Source organism: Microbacterium sp. CR_7 (genome assembly GCF_041954755.1).
Classification (GTDB): Bacteria; Actinomycetota; Actinomycetes; order Actinomycetales; family Microbacteriaceae; genus Microbacterium.
In genome coordinates, this window is the sequence record NZ_JAVAYF010000001.1 from 634,364 (window position 1) to 653,174 (window position 18,811).

Consider the following 18,811-nt stretch of genomic DNA (forward strand, 5'->3'; position numbering starts at 1 on the left):
CTCTCATCCGGGTGGAGCCCGGGGCGGCCGACAGTCGATTCTACGGGATGAGCGCGGCGAGCTGTCGCACGGCGGTCTCGTAGCCCGCGACCCCCTCCCCGATGACGCGGACGGCGGCGACGTCGTGGAGGTACGAGTGGTGGCGGAACTCCTCCCGGGCGTAGACGTCGGAGATGTGCACCTCGGCGAACGGAAGAGCCACGCCGGTGAGGGCGTCTCGCAGCGACACCGAGGTGTGCGTGAGGCCACCGGGGTTGATGACGATCGCCGCGCAGTCCTCCCGCGCGGCGTGGATCGCGTCGATCAGGACGCCCTCGTGATTGCTCTGGATCGCGCGGAGCTCGAACCCGTGCGAGGCCGCGGCGTCGCTCGTGAGCGCGACGACGTCGGCGAGCGTCGTGGTGCCGTACACCTCCGGCTCCCGGGTCCCCAGCAGGTTGAGGTTCGGACCGTTCACGAGGAGGATCCGCCGTGTCACGCGCCCACCTCCTGGTATGCCGCGAACAACAGCGACTCATCGGGCGCCTGCAGCACGGTGGGCTTGGCGATGTCGTCGAGCAGGATGAAGCGCAGCATGCCGCCTCGCGACTTCTTGTCGCGCTGCATGGTGGCGAGCAGCTGCGGCCACGCGCCGGCCCGGTACGAGGCGGGCAGCCCGAGGGATTCGAGGATCGAGCGGTGGCGCTCGGCTGCCGCATCAGGCAGACGACCGGCCAGGCGCGACAGCTCGGCGGCGTAGAGCATCCCAACTGAGATGGCGGCGCCGTGCCGCCAGCGGTAGCGCTCCGCGTGCTCGATCGCGTGACCCAGCGTGTGGCCGTAGTTCAGGATCTCGCGCTGACCGGCCTCGCGGAAGTCGTCGGAGACGACCTGCGCCTTCATGCCGATCGCCAGCTCGACCGCACGGCGGAACTCGTCGGTCGTCGTGTCGACCGCGCGCTGCGGATCGGCCTCGATGATGTCGAGGATCTCCGGAGCCCAGATGAACCCCGCCTTCACGACCTCGGCGAACCCCGCGGTCGCCTCATTGGCGCTCAGGCTCCCGAGCTCGTCGAGGTCCCCGATCACGGCCCGCGGCGTCCAGAACGCCCCGACGAGGTTCTTGCCCTCGGCGGTGTTGATGCCGGTCTTGCCTCCGACGGCGGCGTCGACCAGGCCGAGCACCGTCGTCGGCACCTGGACGACCTGCACGCCGCGCAGCCACGTCGCCGCGACGAAGCCGGCGAGGTCCGTGACGGCTCCGCCGCCGTACCCGATCACGGCATCCGTGCGCGTGAAGTCGGCCTGACCCATCACCTGCCAGCAGAACGCCGCGACCTCGATGCGCTTGCCCTGCTCGGCGTCCGGCACCTCCGCGAGGAGCACCTCGCGCGCGCCGTTCGCCGTGTCGGCGAGCAATCGGTCGCGCAGTTCGGCCGCCCGGGCGGCGAGCGTGGGCGGGTGCACGACGAGCACCTTGCGCACGCCGGGCTCCAGCGCCTCCGACACCCGGTCGAGGATGCCGCGGCCGATCGCGATGTCGTACGGGGTCTCCCCCGTCACGCTGATGGTCGTGGTGCTCATTCCAGTCCTCTCCTCCACGCGGCGATCTCCTCCGCGATCCGCTGCATCGGTCGACGCGATGTGTCGACCGTCATCGATGCCACTTCCTCGTACCAGGCTCTGCGCTCGTCGAAGATGCGAGTCCACGCGCTCACCGGGTCGTCACCCGCGAGAAGCGGTCGTCCTCCCCCGCCGATCCGATGCACGACGGCCTCGGGCGCGACGGTCAGGAACACGACCGGGTGCTCGCGGAGCAGCGCCCGCGTGCCCGAATCCGTGACAGCGCCCCCGCCGAGCGAGACGACCCCGCCCTCGGCCAACGCGGCGGCGACCGCCTCCCGCTCGAGCTCGCGGAATCGCGACTCGCCGAACTCGGCGAAGATCTGCGGAATCGGCCCGTGCGCGCTCACGACCCGCTTGTCGGTGTCGACGAAGGGCACACCCAGTCGACGCGCCACCCGACGACCCACGCTGGTCTTGCCGGCGGCCATAGGGCCGACCAGCACCAGCGTCAGCGGGTCAGCCTCGCTCGTCATGCGCGATGAGCGCCGCCTCGGAGACCGGAGCCGTGCGCAGCTCGGCGGGGATGGCATCGAGGTACGACTCGAGGTTTCGGCGGGTCTCGCCGACGCTGTCGCCGCCGAACTTCTCGAGCACGGCGCGGGCGAGTTCGATCGCGACCATGGCCTCGGCGACGACTCCGGCCGCAGGCACGGCACAGACGTCGGAGCGCTGGTGGTGCGCCGTGGCGTCCTCGCCGGTCGCGACATCGATCGTCCGGAGGGCGTGCGGCACCGTCGCGATCGGCTTCATGCCGGCGCGGACGCGCAGGACGGTGCCCGTCGACATGCCTCCCTCGGTGCCGCCGGCGCGGTCGGAACCGCGGGTGATGCCGTCGCCCGTCGCGAACAGCTCGTCATGGGCGGCCGAGCCGCGGCGGCGGGTGGTCTCGAAACCGTCGCCGACCTCGACCCCCTTGATCGCCTGGATGCTCATGAGCGCCTGCGCCAGACGCGCGTCGAGGCGGCGATCCCAGTGCACGTGCGACCCGAGGCCCGGGGGCAGGCCGTACGCGAGCACCTCGACGATGCCGCCCAGGGTGTCGCCGTCCTTCTTCGCGTCGTCGACCTCGGCGACCATGCGCGCGGAAGTCTCCGCGTCGAAGCACCGCAGCGGATCGGCGTCGAGAGCCTCGACGTCATCTGGCGTGGGCAGTACGGCGCCGTCCGGCACCCGCACCGGCCCGATCGACAGCGTGTGGCTCACGAGGCGGATGCCGAGCTCGCCGAGGAACGACCGCGCGACCGCTCCGAGCGCGACGCGAGCAGCCGTCTCGCGCGCGCTGGCACGTTCGAGGATCGGTCGGGCCTCGTCGAAGTCGTACTTCTGCATGCCGACGAGGTCGGCGTGGCCCGGGCGCGGGCGGGTGAGCGGGGCGCTCCGTCCGCGCGAGCGGTCGGTGAGCTCGACGGGCTCGGGGTTCATGACCTCGATCCACTTCGGCCACTCGGTGTTGCCTATGCGCAGGGCGATGGGGCTGCCGAGCGTCTTGCCGTGGCGCACACCGCCGGAGATCGACAGTTCGTCCTGCTCGAACTTCATGCGCGAACCCCGGCCGTAGCCGAGCTTGCGTCGTGCCAGGTCGGCCTGGATGGCCTCGGACGACACCGGAACACCCGAGGGCAGGCCCTCCATGACGGCAATGAGTTCTGGACCGTGCGATTCGCCGGCCGTGAGCACGCGGAGCATTGCTCTAGTCTCCCACGAGCCGCGACCGCGCTCGTGCCCCGTGTCGTCCTAAGACCGCAGAACCTCGCGCATCGCCTCGACCACGGACTCCTCGTCGGGCAGCGAGCGGTCCTGGTCGCCGTGGTGGAAGATCCTGATCTGACGGACGGCCTGGTGCAGCAGCATCCCGAGTCCCGAGATCGATCGGGCGGGCCATCGTGCCGCGAGGACCGAGGGCCACGGGGCGTAGGCGACATCGAACAGCACCCCGCCGCCCTCGCCGATCCGCTCGACCACGCGCTCGTCGAGCGTCGTCCCGCCGGGCAGCGTGGCGATCGTCAGGTCCACCGACTCGACGGGTGCGTCGAAGGTCTGCACCGAGCCGGTGAGTCCGAGTCGCACGGCGAGTGCGAGAAGCCCCTCGGCACGTGGCGGGCGTCGTGCGCGCACGTCGACGCGGCGCGCACCCAGCTCCGCCACCGCCACGAGAGCGGATGCCGCCGTCGCACCGGCTCCGAGGATCCGGATCGACTCGACGCCGGAGATGCCGTCTTCACCGAGCGCGTCGACGATCCCGCCGACATCGGTGTTGAACCCCTTCGGCCCGTCAGCGAGCAGCAGCGTGTTCACCGCTCCCGTCAGGTCGGCGTGCCGGTCGCGGACCACGGCCGCCCGGTGCGCCTGCTCCTTGAGCGGCATCGTCAACGAGAGGCCGCGCCACGAGTCGTCGAGAGAGGCGAGAGCATTCCCGAACCCGAACTCGTCGACGCGACGCCTGGTGTACTCCCAGTCGAGGCCGAGCGCGCGATAGGCCGCGCCGTGCAGCTGCGGGGAGCGGGAGTGCGCGATCGGATCGCCCCAGACCGCGAGCTGAGATCGGGTCATCCCGCCGAGCATCCGCCGTCGGGGTTCTCCTGGCACCACTTCTCCCACTTCTCCACGCCCTGCAGGTGCTCCTCGTAGGTCTCGGAGAACTGCGTCTCGCCGGTCGCGAGGTTGATCGTGACGAAGTAGAGCCACGGACCGTCGGCCGGACTCATCGCGGCCTTGATGGCTGCGTCGCTCGGACTCGCGATCGGGGTCACCGGGAGCCCGACGTTGACGTAGGTGTTCCACGGGTTCGGGTCGGCCAGCGCCTCGGCCGAGCTCGACACGACGCCCTCGTGCAGCGACCCGTAACCGTACTGAGCCGTCGAGTCCATCTGCAGCTTCATGTCGATGTCGAGGCGGTTCTGGATCACTCTCGAGACCTTGGCGAAGTCAGCGGTGGCGCCCTCGCGCTGGATGATGGAGGCGATCGTCAGGATGCGCTGCGCGTCCTCCGCGGGGACGCCTGCGGCGTTCAGCGACTCCCGGGTGCGGTCGACCATGCGCTGGATCACCTGCTGCGCCGTGACGCCGGGGTCGAACGTGTAGACCGCGGGGAACAGCCATCCCTCGAGGCTCTGGGCGTCGACGCCGTACGCCGCCGGGCCGAGATCGACCGCAGCCTGGAAGTCCTCGACCGGCATGCCCAGCGACTCCGCGATGGTCGGGAGCGACGACTCGATCGTCGCCCCCTCGGATACGCTCGCGGAGTTCTCCATCTTGTTCTCGGGGTTCTGGAGGGCTTCGAGCGCTGCTTCCGCCGTCATCTTCTCCTGCAGGCGATAGATGCCCGGGTAGAAGGTGACAGCGATGTTCTCGTTCACGAGGTAGTCGTAGAAGACATCCTCGGTGCGGGTCACGCCGGCATCGAACAGGGACTTGGAGACGGGGCCTCCGGTGTCGCCCTCGCTGATCGTGACGAGGACCTCGCCCGTGGCCTGACCGGCCTCCCAGTCGTCGGGCTCGCCCCACCCCATCGCGTCGCTGATCTTGTCGCCGTACGTGTTCCATGCCCACACGCCGCCGGCGACGATGCCGCCGATCACCGCGAGCACGATGATGAGGGCGACGAGGCAGCCGGTGCGGCGCTTCTTCTTCGGAGCGGCGGGCTTGTCGTGGTCGCGGGAGTCGTCGTGGAACAGGTCGTCGAGACTTCCGCTGCGCGATGGTGTCTCCGTGGCGGGGTCGTCGGCGCGCGGAGCCTCCGCGACGCGCGACGGTTCTGCGATGGAGCCGCTCGACGAAACACCGTGCTCTGCGGATGCCGCAGTCGCGGCGCCCGCGGTCGGCGCCGACACGGGCGCGGCGCGGGTCGGAGTTCCGAGCTCCTCGTCGTGCTGGGAGGGAGCCGCCTGCGGCTCGGTCTCGCGGGCCCCGGCGGAAAGGTCATCCGCCCTGACACCGGACCGCGCTGCCGCCTCGCGCGCCGCGCGCCGCGACCCCGGAGCCGGCGGGGTGTTGTCCACCGTCGGGCTCTGCTGCAGGGGATCGGGCAGGTTCTCGAACAGGTCGCCCAGGCGGGCATCCGGATCGTGCTGGGGGGAGGCACTCTCACGTTCGGGCATTGTCAGGGGGACTCCTCGTCGAGCGGAATCGTGGCACCGGGCGGGTTTCCGGTGCTCTTCTCCGTGTCTATCGCCTGCTGCAGCAAGACCACGGCGGCGACCTGATCCACAATGCTACGAGAGTTCTTCTGGGTTCTGCCGGAAGATCTCAGTGCGGCGTGCGCCGTGACCGTGCTGAGCCTCTCGTCTACGAGGCGGATCGGCAGGCCGAGACGGCCTCTCAGCTCGGCCGCGAAGTCGCGGGCGTCAGCGGTGGAGGCGGTGTCGGCGCCCTGGAGGTTCACGGGCAGACCGACGACCACTTCGAGCGGCTCGTGCTCGGCGACGATTTCCGCGATGCGGGCGACCGACGCCTCGTCGCGCTTCACCGTCTCGACAGGCACGGCGAGCATGCCGTCGGGGTCGCACCGGGCGACGCCGATTCTGGCGCGACCCACGTCGATGCCGATGCGCACACCGCGACGGAAGCCCGTCACGCTGCCTGCAGCTCCTGGGAGACGGCCTCGAGCGCCGCGCCGAGCGCCGCAGCCTCGGCACCACCGCCCTGTGCGACGTCGTCGCGCCCGCCTCCGCCTCCGCCGAGCACCGATGCGGCGCGCTTCGCCAGCGCACCGGCCTTGGCGCCGGCAGCGCGAGCGGCGTCGTTCGTGGCGACCACGACGACGGGACGACCGTTCACCACGCCGCCGAGCGCGACGACCGCCGCGTCCGACCCCAGCCGGTCGCGAACGCCGAGCACGATGTCGCGCAGGTCGTCGGCCGAAGCGAGGTCGCCGAGCGACTGTGCGGCGACACGGAACGCTCCGACGCGCGATGCCGCATCGGCGATCGCGGGCACCTGACCGGCGCGCTCCTTGGCCTCGAACTGCGCGATGCGCTTCTCCGCCGCCTTCAGGCTCGACGCCAGGTCGGCGACGCGGTCGACGAGCTGGTCACGCGGCGCCTTCAACGACGCGGTGAGCTGCGACACCAGGGCCCGCTCGGCGGCGAGCTCACGGAACGCGTCCTGTCCGACGAGGGCCTCGATTCGCCGGTTGGAGGCGCCGACCGACGACTCCCCCACCAGGCTCACGAGGCCGATCTCGGAGCTGCTCGAGACGTGCGTGCCCGCGCAGAGTTCGCGCGACCAGGGCCCGCCGATGTCGACCATCCGCACGACGTCGCCGTACTTCTCGCCGAACAGCGCCATGGCGCCGGCTTCTTTCGCCTCGTCCAGCGTCACGATGCGCGTGGTGACCTCGAGAGCGTCGTGGACGGCGCGGTTCGTAATCTCCTCGATCTCGGTCTTCGTGTCGGCGGACAGCGCCTGCGACCACGAGAAGTCGAAGCGCATGTACCCGGCCCGGTTCAGCGATCCCGCCTGCGTGGCGGTCGGTCCGAGCGTGTCGCGCAGCGCGGCGTGCACGAGGTGGGTGGCCGAGTGCGCCTGACGAGCCGCGCGTCGGTTCGCTGCGTCCACGATCGTCGTCGCGGTGTCGTCGACCGACACGGATCCGCGGGTCACCTCGACCGTGTGGCTGATCAGACCCGGTACGGGCTTCTGCACGTCGAGGACCTCGAGTTCGTAGCCGGGGCCGACGATCACGCCCTTGTCGGCCACCTGGCCGCCCGACTCCGCGTACAGCGTCGTCTCGGCGAGCACGACCTCGGCGATCTGGCCCTCGGAAGCGCTGCGGACGACCTGGCCGTCGACGAGGATACCCAGCACGCGCGAGTCGACCTCCAGCTCGGAGTAGCCGTCGAAGCCGGTCTCGCCCAGTGCCCGGAGGTCGCGGTAGACCGAGACGTCGGCGAGCTGACGCTTGCGGTTGCGGGCGTCGGCCTTGGCGCGGTCGCGCTGCTCCTTCATGAGCGAGTCGAAAGCCGCACGGTCGACTTCGAGCCCCGCCTCCTCGGCGACCTCGAGCGTCAGGTCGATCGGGAAGCCGTACGTGTCGTGCAGCAGGAACGCCTCGCGACCGCTGAGCGCGCTGCCGCCGCCCTTCTTCGTCTCGTCGAGTGCGAGATCGAGGATGGTCGATCCCTGCGCGAGAGTGCGACGGAACGTCTCCTCCTCCGCGAACGCCGCGGCGGAGAGCGTCGACCAGTCGGACTCGAGTACCGGGTAGGCCGTCTTCATCGCGTCGCGCGATGCGGCGAACAGCTCGGGGAACGACGGGGCGTCGACACCCAGCAGTCGCATGGCGCGGACCGTCCGGCGCATCAGGCGGCGCAGGATGTAGCCGCGCCCCTCGTTCGAGGGACGGACGCCGTCGGAGAGCAGCATGAGCGACGATCGCACGTGATCGGCGACCACGCGGAAGCGCACATCGTCCTCGTGCGCGGCCCCGTAGCGTCGACCGGACAACTCGACGGCGCGGTCGAGCACCGGACGCACCTGGTCGGTCTCGTACATGTTCTCGACGCCCTGCTTGAGGAAGGCGACGCGCTCGAGGCCCATGCCGGTGTCGATGTTCTTCATCGGCAGCTCGCCGACGATGTCGAACTCCGTCTTGCCGCGGATGTTCTCGATGAAGTCCTGCATGAACACGAGGTTCCAGATCTCCAGGAACCGGGTGTCGTCGGCGGCGGGACCGCCGTCCTTGCCGTACAAGGGCCCGCGGTCGAAGAAGATCTCGGAGTCGGGGCCGCCCGGACCCGGCTGACCCGTGTTCCAGTAGTTGTCGGCGCGACCGAGGCGCTGGATGCGTTCGGGCTTGAGGCCGATGATGTCGCGCCAGATCGACTCCGCCTCGTCGTCGGTCTCGTGGACCGTGACCCAGAGGTCCTTCTCGTCGAAGCCGAGGCCGCCGTCGGACTCGGAGCTGGTGAGCAGCTCCCAGGCGTAGCGGATCGCCCCCTCCTTGAAGTAGTCGCCGAACGACCAGTTGCCGAGCATCTGGAAGAACGTGCCGTGCCGGGCCGTGCGACCGACCTCTTCGATGTCGTTGGTGCGGATGCACTTCTGCAGGTCGGCGATGCGCGGGTGCGGCGCGGGGACGACGCCCGTGAGATACGGGATCATCGGCACCATGCCGGCGACGGTGAACAGCAGCGACGGGTCGTCGCTGACGAGCGACGAGGACGGGACGATGAGGTGGTCGTTCTTCTCGAAGTAATCGAGATAGCGCTGCGCGATCTCCGCAGTGTTCATGGGTGTGCCGGGTGTCCTTGCGTACGGGATGGGGGATGCGGGCAGGCGGATGGCGCGCCGAGGCGCCGCCCGCTCAGTCGTCTGCGGGGTCGGTGAGTCGCGCCTGCTGCTCGCGGTAGGCGTCGCCGATGATCGTCGTGAACTCGTTGATCCGGGCGTCGACCTCGGCGAGGATGTCGTGCCCGCGCGGGTCCTTGTTCATGAAATGCGCCGCGACGAAGCCGCCGATCACGCCGATCAGGAACCACAGCACGTTCTTCATGTCGTCATCCTCGTGTCAGACCCGCGGAGGCGCGGTCTCTCCATCGTATGCGGAAACGGCAGAAGGCGCCGGGTGACCCCGACGCCTTCTGCTGCGTTGCGGATCCTGTGTGGGGATCAGCGAGCTGCGTAGTACTCGACGACGAGCTGCACTTCACAGGTCACGGGGACCTCGGCGCGCATCGGACGACGGACCAGGCGAGCCTGGAGCTTGTCGAGCTCGACCTCGAGGTAGCCCGGAACGGGAGGCAGGACCTCGGCGTGACCGCCGGCGGCTGCGACCTGGAAGGGCTCGGTGCCCTCGCTCTTGGCCTTGACGTGGATGAGCTGACCCGGCTTCACGCGGAACGACGGGCGGTCGACGAGCTGGCCGTCGACGAGGATGTGACGGTGCACGACGAGCTGGCGAGCCTGCGCGGTGGTGCGGGCGAAGCCCGAACGCAGCACGAGGGCGTCGAGACGCATCTCGAGGAGCTCGACGAGGTTCTCACCGGTCAGGCCGTCCTGACGACGGGCCTCGTTGAAGGTGTTGCGCATCTGCTTCTCGCGGATGCCGTACTGCTCGCGAAGACGCTGCTTCTCGCGCAGACGGACGGCGTAGTCGCTGTCAGCCTTGCGCTTGGTGCGGCCGTGCTCGCCGGGAGCGTAGGGACGCTTCTCGAGGTAGCGGGCGGCCTTCGGGGTGAGGGCCACGCCGAGGGCGCGGCTGAGACGGACCTTGCGGCGGTCCTGGGACTTCGTGGTCACGAAGCTGTCCTTCCGATGACGCGGTCGCGGCTTTCGCGACTCGCGGACGTATCGCCGCGTTCTGCCTCGGAGCGCACGCCGGGGCGCTGTCGAGGTGGGGTGTGAACGAGGAGATGCCCGAAAACTCGGTTTCGAGCCGCTCGATCTTATCAGATGCCGCTCAACGCCCGTCGAGGATGCGGCGGATGCGCTCGAGACGCGCGGAGATGTCGCGCTCGGCGCCGAGGTTCTTCGGCTCGTAGTAGCGACGGCCCCGCAGCTCGTCGGGGAGGTACTGCTGCGGGAGGATGCCGAACTCGCTGTCGTGCGGATAGACGTAGCCGCGTCCGTGACCCAGGCGCTTCGCGCCGGGATAGTGCGCGTCGCGAAGGTGCAGCGGCACGCGTCCGAAGCCGCCGGCGCGGATATCGGCGATCGCGGCGTCGATGCCCGTGTAGGCCGCGTTCGACTTGGCGGTCGTCGCGAGGTACACCGTGGCCTCGGCCAACGGGATGCGCCCCTCCGGCATCCCGATGAACGCCACGGCATCCGCTGCCGCGACGGCGATCGAGAGGGCCTGCGGATCGGCGAGACCGACGTCTTCCGACGCGGAGATCACGAGCCTCCTGGCGATGAAACGCGGATCCTCCCCCGCCTCGATCATCCGGGCGAGGTAGTGCAGGGCGGCATCGGGGTCGGAACCGCGGATCGACTTGATGAAGGCGCTGATGACGTCGTAGTGCTCGTCTCCCTGCCGGTCGTAGCGCAGCAGCGCCTTGTCGACCGCCTGCGCGACGTCGTCGGCGGTGACGGCCGGAAGCTCGGCATCCTTCGCCCCGTCGCCGTCGCCGTCGTCGGAATCCGCTGCACCGCTCGCATGCGACAGCGCGACCGCTGCGGCGGCCTCTAGCCCCGTAAGCGCGCGTCGTGCGTCGCCCGAGGCGAGACGGATGAGCGCTGATCGCGCATCGTCTCCGAGCGAGACCGCGCCGCCCAGACCCCGCGCATCGGCGACGGCCCGGTCTACGAGCACGCCGATGTCGTCGTCTGTCAGCGGCTGCAGGGTCAACAGCAGCGAGCGGGACAGCAGCGGGGAGATGACCGAGAACGACGGGTTCTCGGTGGTCGCGGCGATGAGGATGACCCAGCCGTTCTCGACGCCAGGGAGAAGGGCGTCCTGCTGCGCCTTGGTGAACCGGTGGATCTCATCGAGGAAGAGGATGGTGGTCTGGCCGTACAGGTCTCGCTGAGTGATCGCCTCCTGCATCACCTCGCGCACGTCCTTCACACCGGCGGTGATCGCCGAGAGTTCGACGAACCGACGTCCGGACGAACGGGCGATCGCCTGCGCGAGGGTCGTCTTGCCCGTGCCGGGCGGCCCCCAGAGGATGATCGACACGGCGCCGGGCGATGATGCGGCCGGATCGGCCAGCGCGACGATCGGCGACCCGGCACGCAGGAGATGCTTCTGACCGGCGACCTCGTCGAGCGACACCGGACGCATCCGCACCGCGAGGGGCGTGGCCCCGGAAAGGAGCGGTGCGGAAGGAGTCACCCGCCCAGGCTACTCGTGACCGCTGACATCGAGGTCACCGGAACAACTCGGCGAACTCCAGCTGCAGCGATCGACCGGTGGTGCCGATGGAGATCTGGCCGCCCGGCGTCGACGACACCATCCGCGCCTGCCACCCGATGTTCGAGACGTGTCCCCGCCCGGAGACGCGGTTGTCGGGAGTCCAGACCCGCAGCGCCTCCACGCGGAGTGCACGGCCGGTCGTACCTACGACTGCTTCGGTACCCTTCCCGTTGGTGCACACGGGCGCCATCCAGCCGATGTTCTGGACGTGCGCCTGGAGGCAGATCGTCTTCCCTCCCTGCTGACGAACGCCCAGCGCTTCGAGACGCAGCCCCTGACCGGTCGTCCCGCCTCCGGCTATCCAGCCCCGCTGTGCGACGTGACTGCGCACCGAGAAGTCAGCGGGACCGACCGTCGGAGACGGCTGGGTGACCGGATACTTGGCGAAGACCTGGGTCGCATACCCGTTGACGTAACCGATGCCGATCGTCGTGAAATCACCGAGGATGTTCGCTCGATGACCCGGCGAGTTCATCCAGGCGTTGACGACCGCTGATGGCGCATAGCCGGACGCGACGTTCTCGGCAGCGCGACTCCATCCCGCCGGAATCTGCGTCGAATACTGCGGGTTGTGATACATCCTCCCCTCGCGCGACTGGGTCGCAGACCAGTTCTGGGCCACCGTCGTCATGGCGTCGTCGAGCACGAGGGGCGCGAGACCGTTGGCCGCCCGTGCCGCATTCGTGTCCGACAAGATCCGCTGGATGTCGGCGTTCGGCGGTGGGATCTCCGCCGCCCCGGCGGAGCTGACCCCGCCGAGAGCCGCGAGAGCCGCCACCGTGATGGCGAGGATCGAGTGCCGCATCCGCTTCATGAGATCTCCCTCGTCGGGCCGGGGTAGGCGATGCAGACCAAAATAGACCGTGCACACCGGAATGGCGAGATTCTGCGCGATCTCCCGATCGTCCCCGCACTGTCGGCGCTATCGCGGCCATATGACGACGCTAGGCTCTCAGGCGACGCGTCCTCGCGCGTCGGAGAGGGAGCAGGGCATGGCCGCACGCGGTTCCAGGAACGCACAGCGCGCACGCACCGAAGCGGAGCGCGCCCGTCTGCACAACGCGCGACGCGACTGGCACGACCGCCAGATCGCCCGCCGAGGGCGCGACAACGTCATCGCCGTCGTCGTGGGCGTCGTCATCGTGGCTGGCGCGATCGCGAGCCAGGTCGTGCACGCTCAGGTGACCGCTCCGGAGCCGACGCCGACCCCGTCCCCGTCCGTTCAACCCACGCAGCCGTCGATCACCGATCCCGCCGAGACGCCGGCCCCGACCGAGCCGGTGCCGACGGAGACGCCCGCGGGCTGAGGATCACGCTCGGCGGAAGCGGTCGACGACGACCTCGGCCACCCGGTCGTCGGCCCCCAGCGGCGCCGCGACGACGTCGGCTCCTGCCCGAGCGACGAGACCGGCGAAGTAGCCCGGCGCCAGCACGTGGCTCGCGGCGATCACGCGCCGCGCACCCCGCGCCCTCGCCGTCTCCACCGCCTCTGCGATGCGCGGAGCGATCGCCGAGGCGTACCCGACGCTGACCGGTGCGGGAACGAGCTTCGAGAGATTCTGCGCGGCGAGCGATACATCGCCGACCGCGCGGGGATTGCTCGATCCGGCAGCGGCCAGCACGACATGGTCGCCGTCCTGCCAGTCTCCGTCGACTGCGGTGAGCAGCCGGGTGCGGAGCACCTCTGCGATCAGCGGATGCGTGCCAAGAGGTTCGCCCTGCCGCACGCCCTCGTGGGCGTTCACGGCCTCTGCGATGTCCACGGCGGTGTGGTAGCCGACGGAGAGCAGCAAGGGCACGACCACGACCTCGTCCCGCTCACGCTCCTGCGACACCACCTCGTGCACGGCGGGCTCCTGCACATCGACGAAAGCCTGGACGACGCGCGTCTGCGGGATGCGCGAGCGCACCAGGGCGACCAGCTCCTCGACGGTGCGCTGTCCTACCGGCGAAGCCGTTCCGTGCGAACAGGCGACCAGTGTGGTCATGCGGACTCCTCCACCGTGAGTCGGTACCCCCGCTTGACGATCGTCTGGATCGATGCCGCTCCCCCGAGCGATTCGCGCAGTCGGGCGATGGCCATCTCCACCGCATGTGCGCTCTCGCCGCCACGAGGCAGCGCACGCCCGAGCTGCTCCCGCGTGCGAACGCCACCTGCCGCATCGAAGAGCTCGCCGAGGATGCTCGACCCCGCCCGCGACAGCGGCACGAAGAACCCGTCCACCACGACGCCGCCGCTGCGCATCTCCATGGTGCCGGCGGCCGTGCGCAGCCGCGGCGCCGCACCGCTGCCGAAGTGGTCGACCACGCAGCGCACGAGTGAGCCCAGCCGGCCCCGCGCGGCGAGAGTCGTGCGCAGATCGGCCGCGCGCAGCGGCGCAGCCGTGATCGGCCCCACGGCCGCGAGCAGGAGTCGGTTCGCCGCGGCGCGCCTCCGGATCGCGTCCAGAGATCCGGCCCTCGTCGCGGCTCTGATCCACTCCGCCGCGCCCGGTGCGGACGTGAACAGCACGGCGTCCACCTCCCCCGAGCCCGCATGGAGGACGGAGCGCCGCACGATCTCCGGGTCCGGAGGCGGCCCCCACCGGTACACGGTGATGCTCACGACGTCCGCGCCCTCGCGCGCGAGCAGCTCGTCGAGGCCGTCGGCACCCGCGCCATGGTGCTGGATCGCGATCCGTCGTCCGGCGATCCCCTCGGACAGCAGATAAGCCCCGACCTCGGCGGAGGTCTCGGTCTCCGCGACCCAGTCGGCGCTGAACCCCGCCTGCTGGATCGCCCCGTGCGCTTTGGGTCCGCGCGCGACGAACTGAGCGCCGCCGAGCGCGACGGCGAGTTCCTCGGCGAGGTCGTTCTCGTGCGCGGCGTCGATCCAGCCGCGCAGCCCCACGCCGGTGGTGACGACCACGATGTCCGGCGGATCCTTGATCAGCTGCCGCGTGCGGGCGATGAGCTCGGCGTCATCCTCATTGGGGACGATGCTGAGCGCCGGGGCGCGGTAGACCTGTGCGCCTCGGCGCTCCAGGGCTGAGGCCAGGTCGCCCGCACGGCGATCGGCCGCGATGACGATGGTGCATCCCGCGAGGGCGGGCGACAGAGCAGGACGGGACATCACGCCAGGGCAGCTCCCGTCCGGTTCCTCGTCGGCAGCAGCAGGCTCTCCTCGGCGACCTCGCCGATCACGATGACCGCCGGGTTGCGGAGCCCTATTCTCGCGGCATCCTCGACCGCGCGCCCCAGCGTGGTGCGCGTGGTGCGCTGCTGCGGGGTGTGGCCGCTCTCGACGAACGCGACCGGACGATCGAGGGAGGCTCCCTGTGCCAGCGCAGCGCCCACGAGTCGGGCCAGGGAGGCGACGCCCATCAGCACGACCGTCGTCACGAAAGGGTCCGCGAGCGCGGTGCGCGTGCCCCGTCCGATCGGACCCTGGCCGTTCACGACGTGGAAGGCGCCGGCCGTCCCGCGATGGGTCACGGGGATGCCTGCTGCCTGCGGCACGGCGACGGCACTGGAGATACCGGGGGTGACCTCCACCGGGATGCCGGCGGCGAGGCACGCGCTCATCTCCTCTCCGCCGCGCCCGAACACGAACGGGTCTCCCCCCTTCAGCCGGACGACCCGCCGCCCTTCCCGTGCTCGCGCGACGATGATCCGGTTGATCTCCTCCTGAGGGACGGGATGACGGCCCGGCGCCTTGCCGACGTCGATCACCTCCACCTCGGCATCCGCCTCCGCCACGATCTCTGCAGCGGGGCCGAGCCGGTCGATCACCAGCACGTCCGCTTCAGCGATCAGTCGCCGCGCGCGGATCGTCATCAGATCGATCGGTCCGGGGCCGCCCCCCACCAGGTCCACTCGACCGATGCGTGCCGCGCGTCGCCGACGCAGCGGGAGACGACCGTCGCCGACCAGCTCCGTGATCGCATCGCGCACGGCCACCGAGCGCCGCGGATCCGCCCCCGCCGTGCTCGTCACTCCGATGCTCACGTCGCCGATCTCGGCCTGAGCCGTCAGCCGTGCAGAGCCGCGTTCTCCATCTGACGCGTCGATGCAGAGAATGCGGGCGATCTCGCAGCTCTCGGCGACCTCGCGGTCGATCGCGGGGTCGCCGGTCGCGACGTGCACCAGCCACGCCCCGCCGAGGTCGCGGGAGTGAAAGGCACGCGCCTCCCAGGCGAGTTCGTGGTCGACGACGAGTCGTGCGGTGTCGTCGTGGAGTTCGGGCGCGACGACGCGCACCCGAGCTCCTTCGGCGAGGAATCGGGCGAGTCGTCGTGCCGCGACGCGGCCGCCGCCCACCATGAGCACGTCGCGGCCGGCGAGCGAGATACCGAGCATCAGGGTCATCGGATCTCCTCGGGGTCCAGCTCGACGTGTCCGTCCACGACGACGACCGTCCACACCCGCAGCGGCACCGGATCCGCACCCTGCGCGTCGAGGCACTCGCCGGTGCGAAGGTCGAACACCTGCTTGTGCATGGGCGAGGCCACCGTGGCCGCATCCGCTCTCGTTCCGACGATGCCGCGTGACATCACGTGCGCTCCGCTGTAGGGGTCGCGATTCGACACGGCGTGGACGGAGCCGTCGGCGAGGAGGAACAGGGCGATCTGGACGTCGCCGAACAGAGCTGCGCGCCCACGCTCCACCTCGAGATCGCTCACCGCACACACACGGACCCGGGTGAGTCCATCGCTCGTCGTGGGCATCATCGTCGCACCTCCAGCGTCGTCCCTGCGATGAGCACCGCGCCCATCTCCCGTTCCTCCGCGGTCGCCGGCCGCACCTGCCCGCGCTCCGCCACGTACGCCAGGGACGGATCCGGAGTGTCGGCGGCGTTGACGAAGGACTCGAACCGGCGCAGCTTCGCCGGGTCCCGCAGAGTCGCAGCCCACTCGTCCTCGTAGCGGTCGACGTGGGCCGTCATCGCGGCGTCGAGATCGTCGCAGATCCCGAGGCTGTCGTCGAAGATCACCGCGCGCAGACCGTCGAGGCCGCCCTCCAGCTCCATGCACCAACCCGCAGTGCGCTGGAGTCGGTCAGCCGTGCGGATGTAGTACATGAAGAACCGATCGATCGCGCGGATGAGGGCGTCGTCGTCGAGGTCGGTGGCGAGCAGCTCCGCGTGGCGGGGCGAGAAGCCTCCGTTGCCGCCGACGTACATGTTCCATCCGCTCTCGGTCGCGATGACGCCCACGTCCTTGGATCGGGCTTCCGCGCACTCGCGCGCGCAGCCGGAGACACCCACCTTGAGCTTGTGCGGCGAACGCAGGCCGCGATAGCGGAGCTCGAGCCGCACGGCCATGCCCACGGCATCCAGCACTCCATAGCGGCACCAGGTCGAGCCGACGCAGGACTTCACGGTGCGAAGCGCCTTGCCGTAGGCCTGCCCCGACTCGAAGCCCGCGTCGACGAGCTGCCGCCAGATCAGCGGCAGCTGCTCGAGCCGCGCACCGAACATGTCGATGCGCTGACCGCCCGTGATCTTCGTGTACAGCCCGAAGGTGTCGGCGATGGTGCCGATCGCGATGAGCCCGGCGGGGGTGACCTCGCCGCCCGGCATGCGCGGCACGACCGAGTAGGTCCCGTCCTTCTGCATGTTCGCCATCACATGGTCGTTCGTGTCCTGCAGCGTCGCGTTCTCGCCGTCCAGCACGTGCTCGCCGACGAGGACGGCGAGGATGCTGGCGAGTGCCGGCTTGCAGACGTCGCACCCTCGTCCGGTTCCGAACCGGGCGATGATCGTGCTGAACGTGGTGAGACCCGAGACGCGCACAGCATCGAACAGCTGCCTCCTCGACATCCCGAAGTGCTCGCAGAGGGCGTTCGACGTCGAACGCCCGAGCTTCGTCAGCTCCGTGCCGACGATCTTCTTCACCGCGAACATGCAGGATCCGCACGTGGCTCCTGCCTTCGTGCACGCCTTCACCGCGGCGGCGTCCGCGCAGCCGTCCTCATGCACGGCCGCACGGATGCGTCCTGCGGTCACGGACGAGCACGAGCAGACGACCGCCTCGTCCGGCAACTCGGTCGTGGGGGCCGACCCCGCGGCCGGCGCGAGGTACGCCGCCGGGTCTCCACCCAACGCGGCGCCGACCAGCGGACGCAGTGATCCGTACGCGGACGCATCGCCCACGAGGATGCCGCCGAGCAGCGTCTTCGCGTCGTCGGACAGCACCAGCTTCTTGTAGACGCCGTTCACGGGGTCGGTGAAGACCACATCGAGCGCGTTCGGGGTCGTGGCCATCGCATCGCCGAAGCTCGCGACGTCGACGCCGGAGAGCTTCAGCTTGGTCGAGTCGTCGTACCCAGGGAAAGCAGCGTCTCCGCCGAGCAGCACGGTCGCCGCGACCTCGGCCATCGCGTACCCGGGCGCGACGAGCCCCACGGAGCGCCCGTCGAAGCTCGCGACCTCGCCGATCGCGAAGACATGCGGGTCGGTCGTGCGGCATCGGGCATCGATGATCACGCCCCCGGAGGGGTGCACGCCGAGCTGCGCCTGCCGGGCGAGCGCATCCTGCGGACGGACGCCGACCGTGAAGATCACGATGTCGGTCTCATGCATACTGCCGTCCTGGAACTGCAGCGCTGCGGCGTGACCCGACACGTCCGGGTCGATGCGCGTCGTCCGGGTCTCGGTGCGGACCTCGATCCCCTTCGACTCGATGAGCCGGCGGAGGATGGAGCCGCCCGCGCGATCGAGCTGCGCCGACATGAGTCGATCGGACGACTGGACCACCGTGCACTCCACATCGAGGGTCTGCAGTGCTCCGGCGGCCTCGAGGCCGAGCAGGCCTCCACCGATCACCGTCCCTCGCAGCGGACGACCGAGCTGCGCCCGTCGACGGGCGACGTGGTCCCGGATGGCGGCGACATCGTCGAGGGTGCGGTAGACGTAGCACCCCGGAAGCGAGGCCCCGTCCACGGAGGGACGGAGAGCGGTGGAACCGGTCGCGAGGACGAGCGCGTCGTAAGAGAGCGTCCGCCCCGACCCGGTGCGCACCGCCCGCGCCCGAAGGTCGATGCTCGTCACCCGGTCGTGGGACACGAATCGGACGCGCTCGTCGGTGAGCACCCCCGGGTCGAGCTCGAGATCGTCGGGCGATGCTCCCGCGAAGAACGACGTCAGCGCCACTCGATCGTAGGGTGGCGCCGGCTCCTCACCGATCAGCGTGACCCGTGGGGTCGCGCCCGGCGCACGCAGCAGGCTCTCCACGAAACGGTGCGCCACCATTCCTGCACCGACCACGACGACCTCGGCCGACGCATCATCCCGAACGATCACGGGCCCTCCTGTCGTTGACTGTCTCGACGCTAGACGCGGGGTGTTTCGTGAATCTGCGGGGGCCTGTTACG

Annotated in this window: 18 protein-coding genes; 1 reads left to right on the top strand and 17 read right to left on the bottom strand. The window is 70.1% G+C overall.

The window, feature by feature from the left end:
* Positions 1 to 40 precede the first annotated feature (40 nt).
* From aroQ to RAC81_RS03105, 12 genes are all read right to left on the bottom strand, one after another.
* Positions 41 to 478, bottom strand: a complete 438-nt coding sequence (gene aroQ / locus RAC81_RS03050; RefSeq protein WP_375080941.1) for a type II 3-dehydroquinate dehydratase — start codon at positions 476 to 478, stop codon at positions 41 to 43.
* Positions 475 to 1,563: a 3-dehydroquinate synthase gene (aroB, locus tag RAC81_RS03055; RefSeq protein WP_375080942.1), complete on the bottom strand. Its 1,089-nt coding sequence runs from the start codon at positions 1,561 to 1,563 to the stop codon at positions 475 to 477. Before aroB ends, aroQ begins: the two co-directional genes overlap by 4 nt.
* Positions 1,560 to 2,078 (bottom strand): shikimate kinase, encoded by a 519-nt coding sequence (locus RAC81_RS03060; protein ID WP_375080943.1) that lies wholly within the window; start codon positions 2,076 to 2,078, stop codon positions 1,560 to 1,562. The genes aroB and RAC81_RS03060 overlap by 4 nt, the downstream gene beginning before the upstream one ends.
* Positions 2,062 to 3,291 (bottom strand): chorismate synthase, encoded by a 1,230-nt coding sequence (gene aroC, locus RAC81_RS03065; protein ID WP_375080944.1) that lies wholly within the window; start codon positions 3,289 to 3,291, stop codon positions 2,062 to 2,064. Before aroC ends, RAC81_RS03060 begins: the two co-directional genes overlap by 17 nt.
* 48 nt (positions 3,292 to 3,339) lie before the next feature.
* Positions 3,340 to 4,155 carry a shikimate dehydrogenase family protein gene (locus RAC81_RS03070; protein WP_375080945.1) on the bottom strand — a complete coding sequence of 272 codons (816 nt, stop codon included), beginning with the start codon at positions 4,153 to 4,155 and terminating at the stop codon, positions 3,340 to 3,342.
* Entirely contained in the window at positions 4,152 to 5,702 is a 1,551-nt protein-coding gene (gene mltG, locus RAC81_RS03075) for an endolytic transglycosylase MltG (protein WP_375080946.1), read from the bottom strand. Before mltG ends, RAC81_RS03070 begins: the two co-directional genes overlap by 4 nt.
* 2 nt (positions 5,703 to 5,704) lie before the next feature.
* On the bottom strand, positions 5,705 to 6,178 hold the full coding sequence (gene ruvX, locus RAC81_RS03080; RefSeq protein ID WP_375080947.1) for a Holliday junction resolvase RuvX: 474 nt from the start codon (positions 6,176 to 6,178) through the stop codon (positions 5,705 to 5,707).
* Positions 6,175 to 8,835 (bottom strand): alanine--tRNA ligase, encoded by a 2,661-nt coding sequence (gene alaS / locus RAC81_RS03085; protein ID WP_375080948.1) that lies wholly within the window; start codon positions 8,833 to 8,835, stop codon positions 6,175 to 6,177. Before alaS ends, ruvX begins: the two co-directional genes overlap by 4 nt.
* Positions 8,836 to 8,908: 73 nt before the next feature.
* Positions 8,909 to 9,097, bottom strand: a complete 189-nt coding sequence (locus RAC81_RS03090; RefSeq protein ID WP_096716118.1) for a hypothetical protein — start codon at positions 9,095 to 9,097, stop codon at positions 8,909 to 8,911.
* A 116-nt stretch (positions 9,098 to 9,213) separates the two neighbouring features.
* Complete coding sequence (gene rpsD / locus RAC81_RS03095; RefSeq protein WP_375080949.1) at positions 9,214 to 9,843, bottom strand: 30S ribosomal protein S4; 630 nt, start codon at positions 9,841 to 9,843, stop codon at positions 9,214 to 9,216.
* 160 nt (positions 9,844 to 10,003) lie between these two features.
* On the bottom strand, positions 10,004 to 11,377 hold the full coding sequence (locus RAC81_RS03100; RefSeq protein WP_375080950.1) for a replication-associated recombination protein A: 1,374 nt from the start codon (positions 11,375 to 11,377) through the stop codon (positions 10,004 to 10,006).
* A 34-nt stretch (positions 11,378 to 11,411) separates the two neighbouring features.
* Entirely contained in the window at positions 11,412 to 12,272 is an 861-nt protein-coding gene (locus RAC81_RS03105) for a CAP domain-containing protein (protein ID WP_375080951.1), read from the bottom strand.
* Between the two features lie 178 nt (positions 12,273 to 12,450).
* Here RAC81_RS03105 and RAC81_RS03110 point away from each other — a divergent pair, with 178 nt between their 5' ends.
* Positions 12,451 to 12,765 carry a hypothetical protein gene (locus RAC81_RS03110; RefSeq protein ID WP_375080952.1) on the top strand — a complete coding sequence of 105 codons (315 nt, stop codon included), beginning with the start codon at positions 12,451 to 12,453 and terminating at the stop codon, positions 12,763 to 12,765.
* 3 nt (positions 12,766 to 12,768) lie between these two features.
* Here the strand turns inward: RAC81_RS03110 and RAC81_RS03115 are convergent, their stop codons facing one another.
* From RAC81_RS03115 to nirB, 5 genes are read right to left on the bottom strand one after another with little or no spacing between them, the layout of a single operon-like run.
* Complete coding sequence (locus RAC81_RS03115) at positions 12,769 to 13,446, bottom strand: sirohydrochlorin chelatase (protein ID WP_375080953.1); 678 nt, start codon at positions 13,444 to 13,446, stop codon at positions 12,769 to 12,771.
* On the bottom strand, positions 13,443 to 14,570 hold the full coding sequence (locus RAC81_RS03120) for a uroporphyrinogen-III synthase (RefSeq protein ID WP_375080954.1): 1,128 nt from the start codon (positions 14,568 to 14,570) through the stop codon (positions 13,443 to 13,445). The genes RAC81_RS03115 and RAC81_RS03120 overlap by 4 nt, the downstream gene beginning before the upstream one ends.
* On the bottom strand, positions 14,570 to 15,805 hold the full coding sequence (gene cobA, locus RAC81_RS03125; protein WP_375080955.1) for a uroporphyrinogen-III C-methyltransferase: 1,236 nt from the start codon (positions 15,803 to 15,805) through the stop codon (positions 14,570 to 14,572). Before cobA ends, RAC81_RS03120 begins: the two co-directional genes overlap by 1 nt.
* Positions 15,802 to 16,167 (bottom strand): nitrite reductase small subunit NirD, encoded by a 366-nt coding sequence (nirD, locus tag RAC81_RS03130; protein ID WP_375080956.1) that lies wholly within the window; start codon positions 16,165 to 16,167, stop codon positions 15,802 to 15,804. The genes cobA and nirD overlap by 4 nt, the downstream gene beginning before the upstream one ends.
* Positions 16,164 to 18,689, bottom strand: coding sequence for a nitrite reductase large subunit NirB (gene nirB, locus RAC81_RS03135; protein WP_375080996.1), 2,526 nt, complete (start codon positions 18,687 to 18,689; stop codon positions 16,164 to 16,166). Before nirB ends, nirD begins: the two co-directional genes overlap by 4 nt.
* Between the last annotated feature and the right edge of the window lie 122 nt (positions 18,690 to 18,811).

Excerpts from the sequence above, each read along its gene's own strand:
- aroB (WP_375080942.1), bottom strand. The coding sequence starts at position 1,563 with ATGAGCACCACGACCATCAGCGTGACGGGGGAGACCCCGTACGACATC.
- RAC81_RS03120 (WP_375080954.1), bottom strand. The coding sequence starts at position 14,570 with ATGTCCCGTCCTGCTCTGTCGCCCGCCCTCGCGGGATGCACCATCGTC.
- RAC81_RS03105 (WP_375080951.1), bottom strand. The coding sequence starts at position 12,272 with ATGAAGCGGATGCGGCACTCGATCCTCGCCATCACGGTGGCGGCTCTC.
- RAC81_RS03060 (WP_375080943.1), bottom strand. The coding sequence starts at position 2,078 with ATGACGAGCGAGGCTGACCCGCTGACGCTGGTGCTGGTCGGCCCTATG.
- aroC (WP_375080944.1), bottom strand. The coding sequence starts at position 3,291 with ATGCTCCGCGTGCTCACGGCCGGCGAATCGCACGGTCCAGAACTCATT.
- RAC81_RS03070 (WP_375080945.1), bottom strand. The coding sequence starts at position 4,155 with ATGACCCGATCTCAGCTCGCGGTCTGGGGCGATCCGATCGCGCACTCC.
- RAC81_RS03115 (WP_375080953.1), bottom strand. The coding sequence starts at position 13,446 with ATGACCACACTGGTCGCCTGTTCGCACGGAACGGCTTCGCCGGTAGGA.
- RAC81_RS03090 (WP_096716118.1), bottom strand. The coding sequence starts at position 9,097 with ATGAAGAACGTGCTGTGGTTCCTGATCGGCGTGATCGGCGGCTTCGTC.
- nirB (WP_375080996.1), bottom strand. The coding sequence starts at position 18,689 with ATGGTGGCGCACCGTTTCGTGGAGAGCCTGCTGCGTGCGCCGGGCGCG.
- mltG (WP_375080946.1), bottom strand. The coding sequence starts at position 5,702 with ATGCCCGAACGTGAGAGTGCCTCCCCCCAGCACGATCCGGATGCCCGC.
- RAC81_RS03110 (WP_375080952.1), top strand. The coding sequence starts at position 12,451 with ATGGCCGCACGCGGTTCCAGGAACGCACAGCGCGCACGCACCGAAGCG.
- nirD (WP_375080956.1), bottom strand. The coding sequence starts at position 16,167 with ATGATGCCCACGACGAGCGATGGACTCACCCGGGTCCGTGTGTGTGCG.
- cobA (WP_375080955.1), bottom strand. The coding sequence starts at position 15,805 with ATGACCCTGATGCTCGGTATCTCGCTCGCCGGCCGCGACGTGCTCATG.
- alaS (WP_375080948.1), bottom strand. The coding sequence starts at position 8,835 with ATGAACACTGCGGAGATCGCGCAGCGCTATCTCGATTACTTCGAGAAG.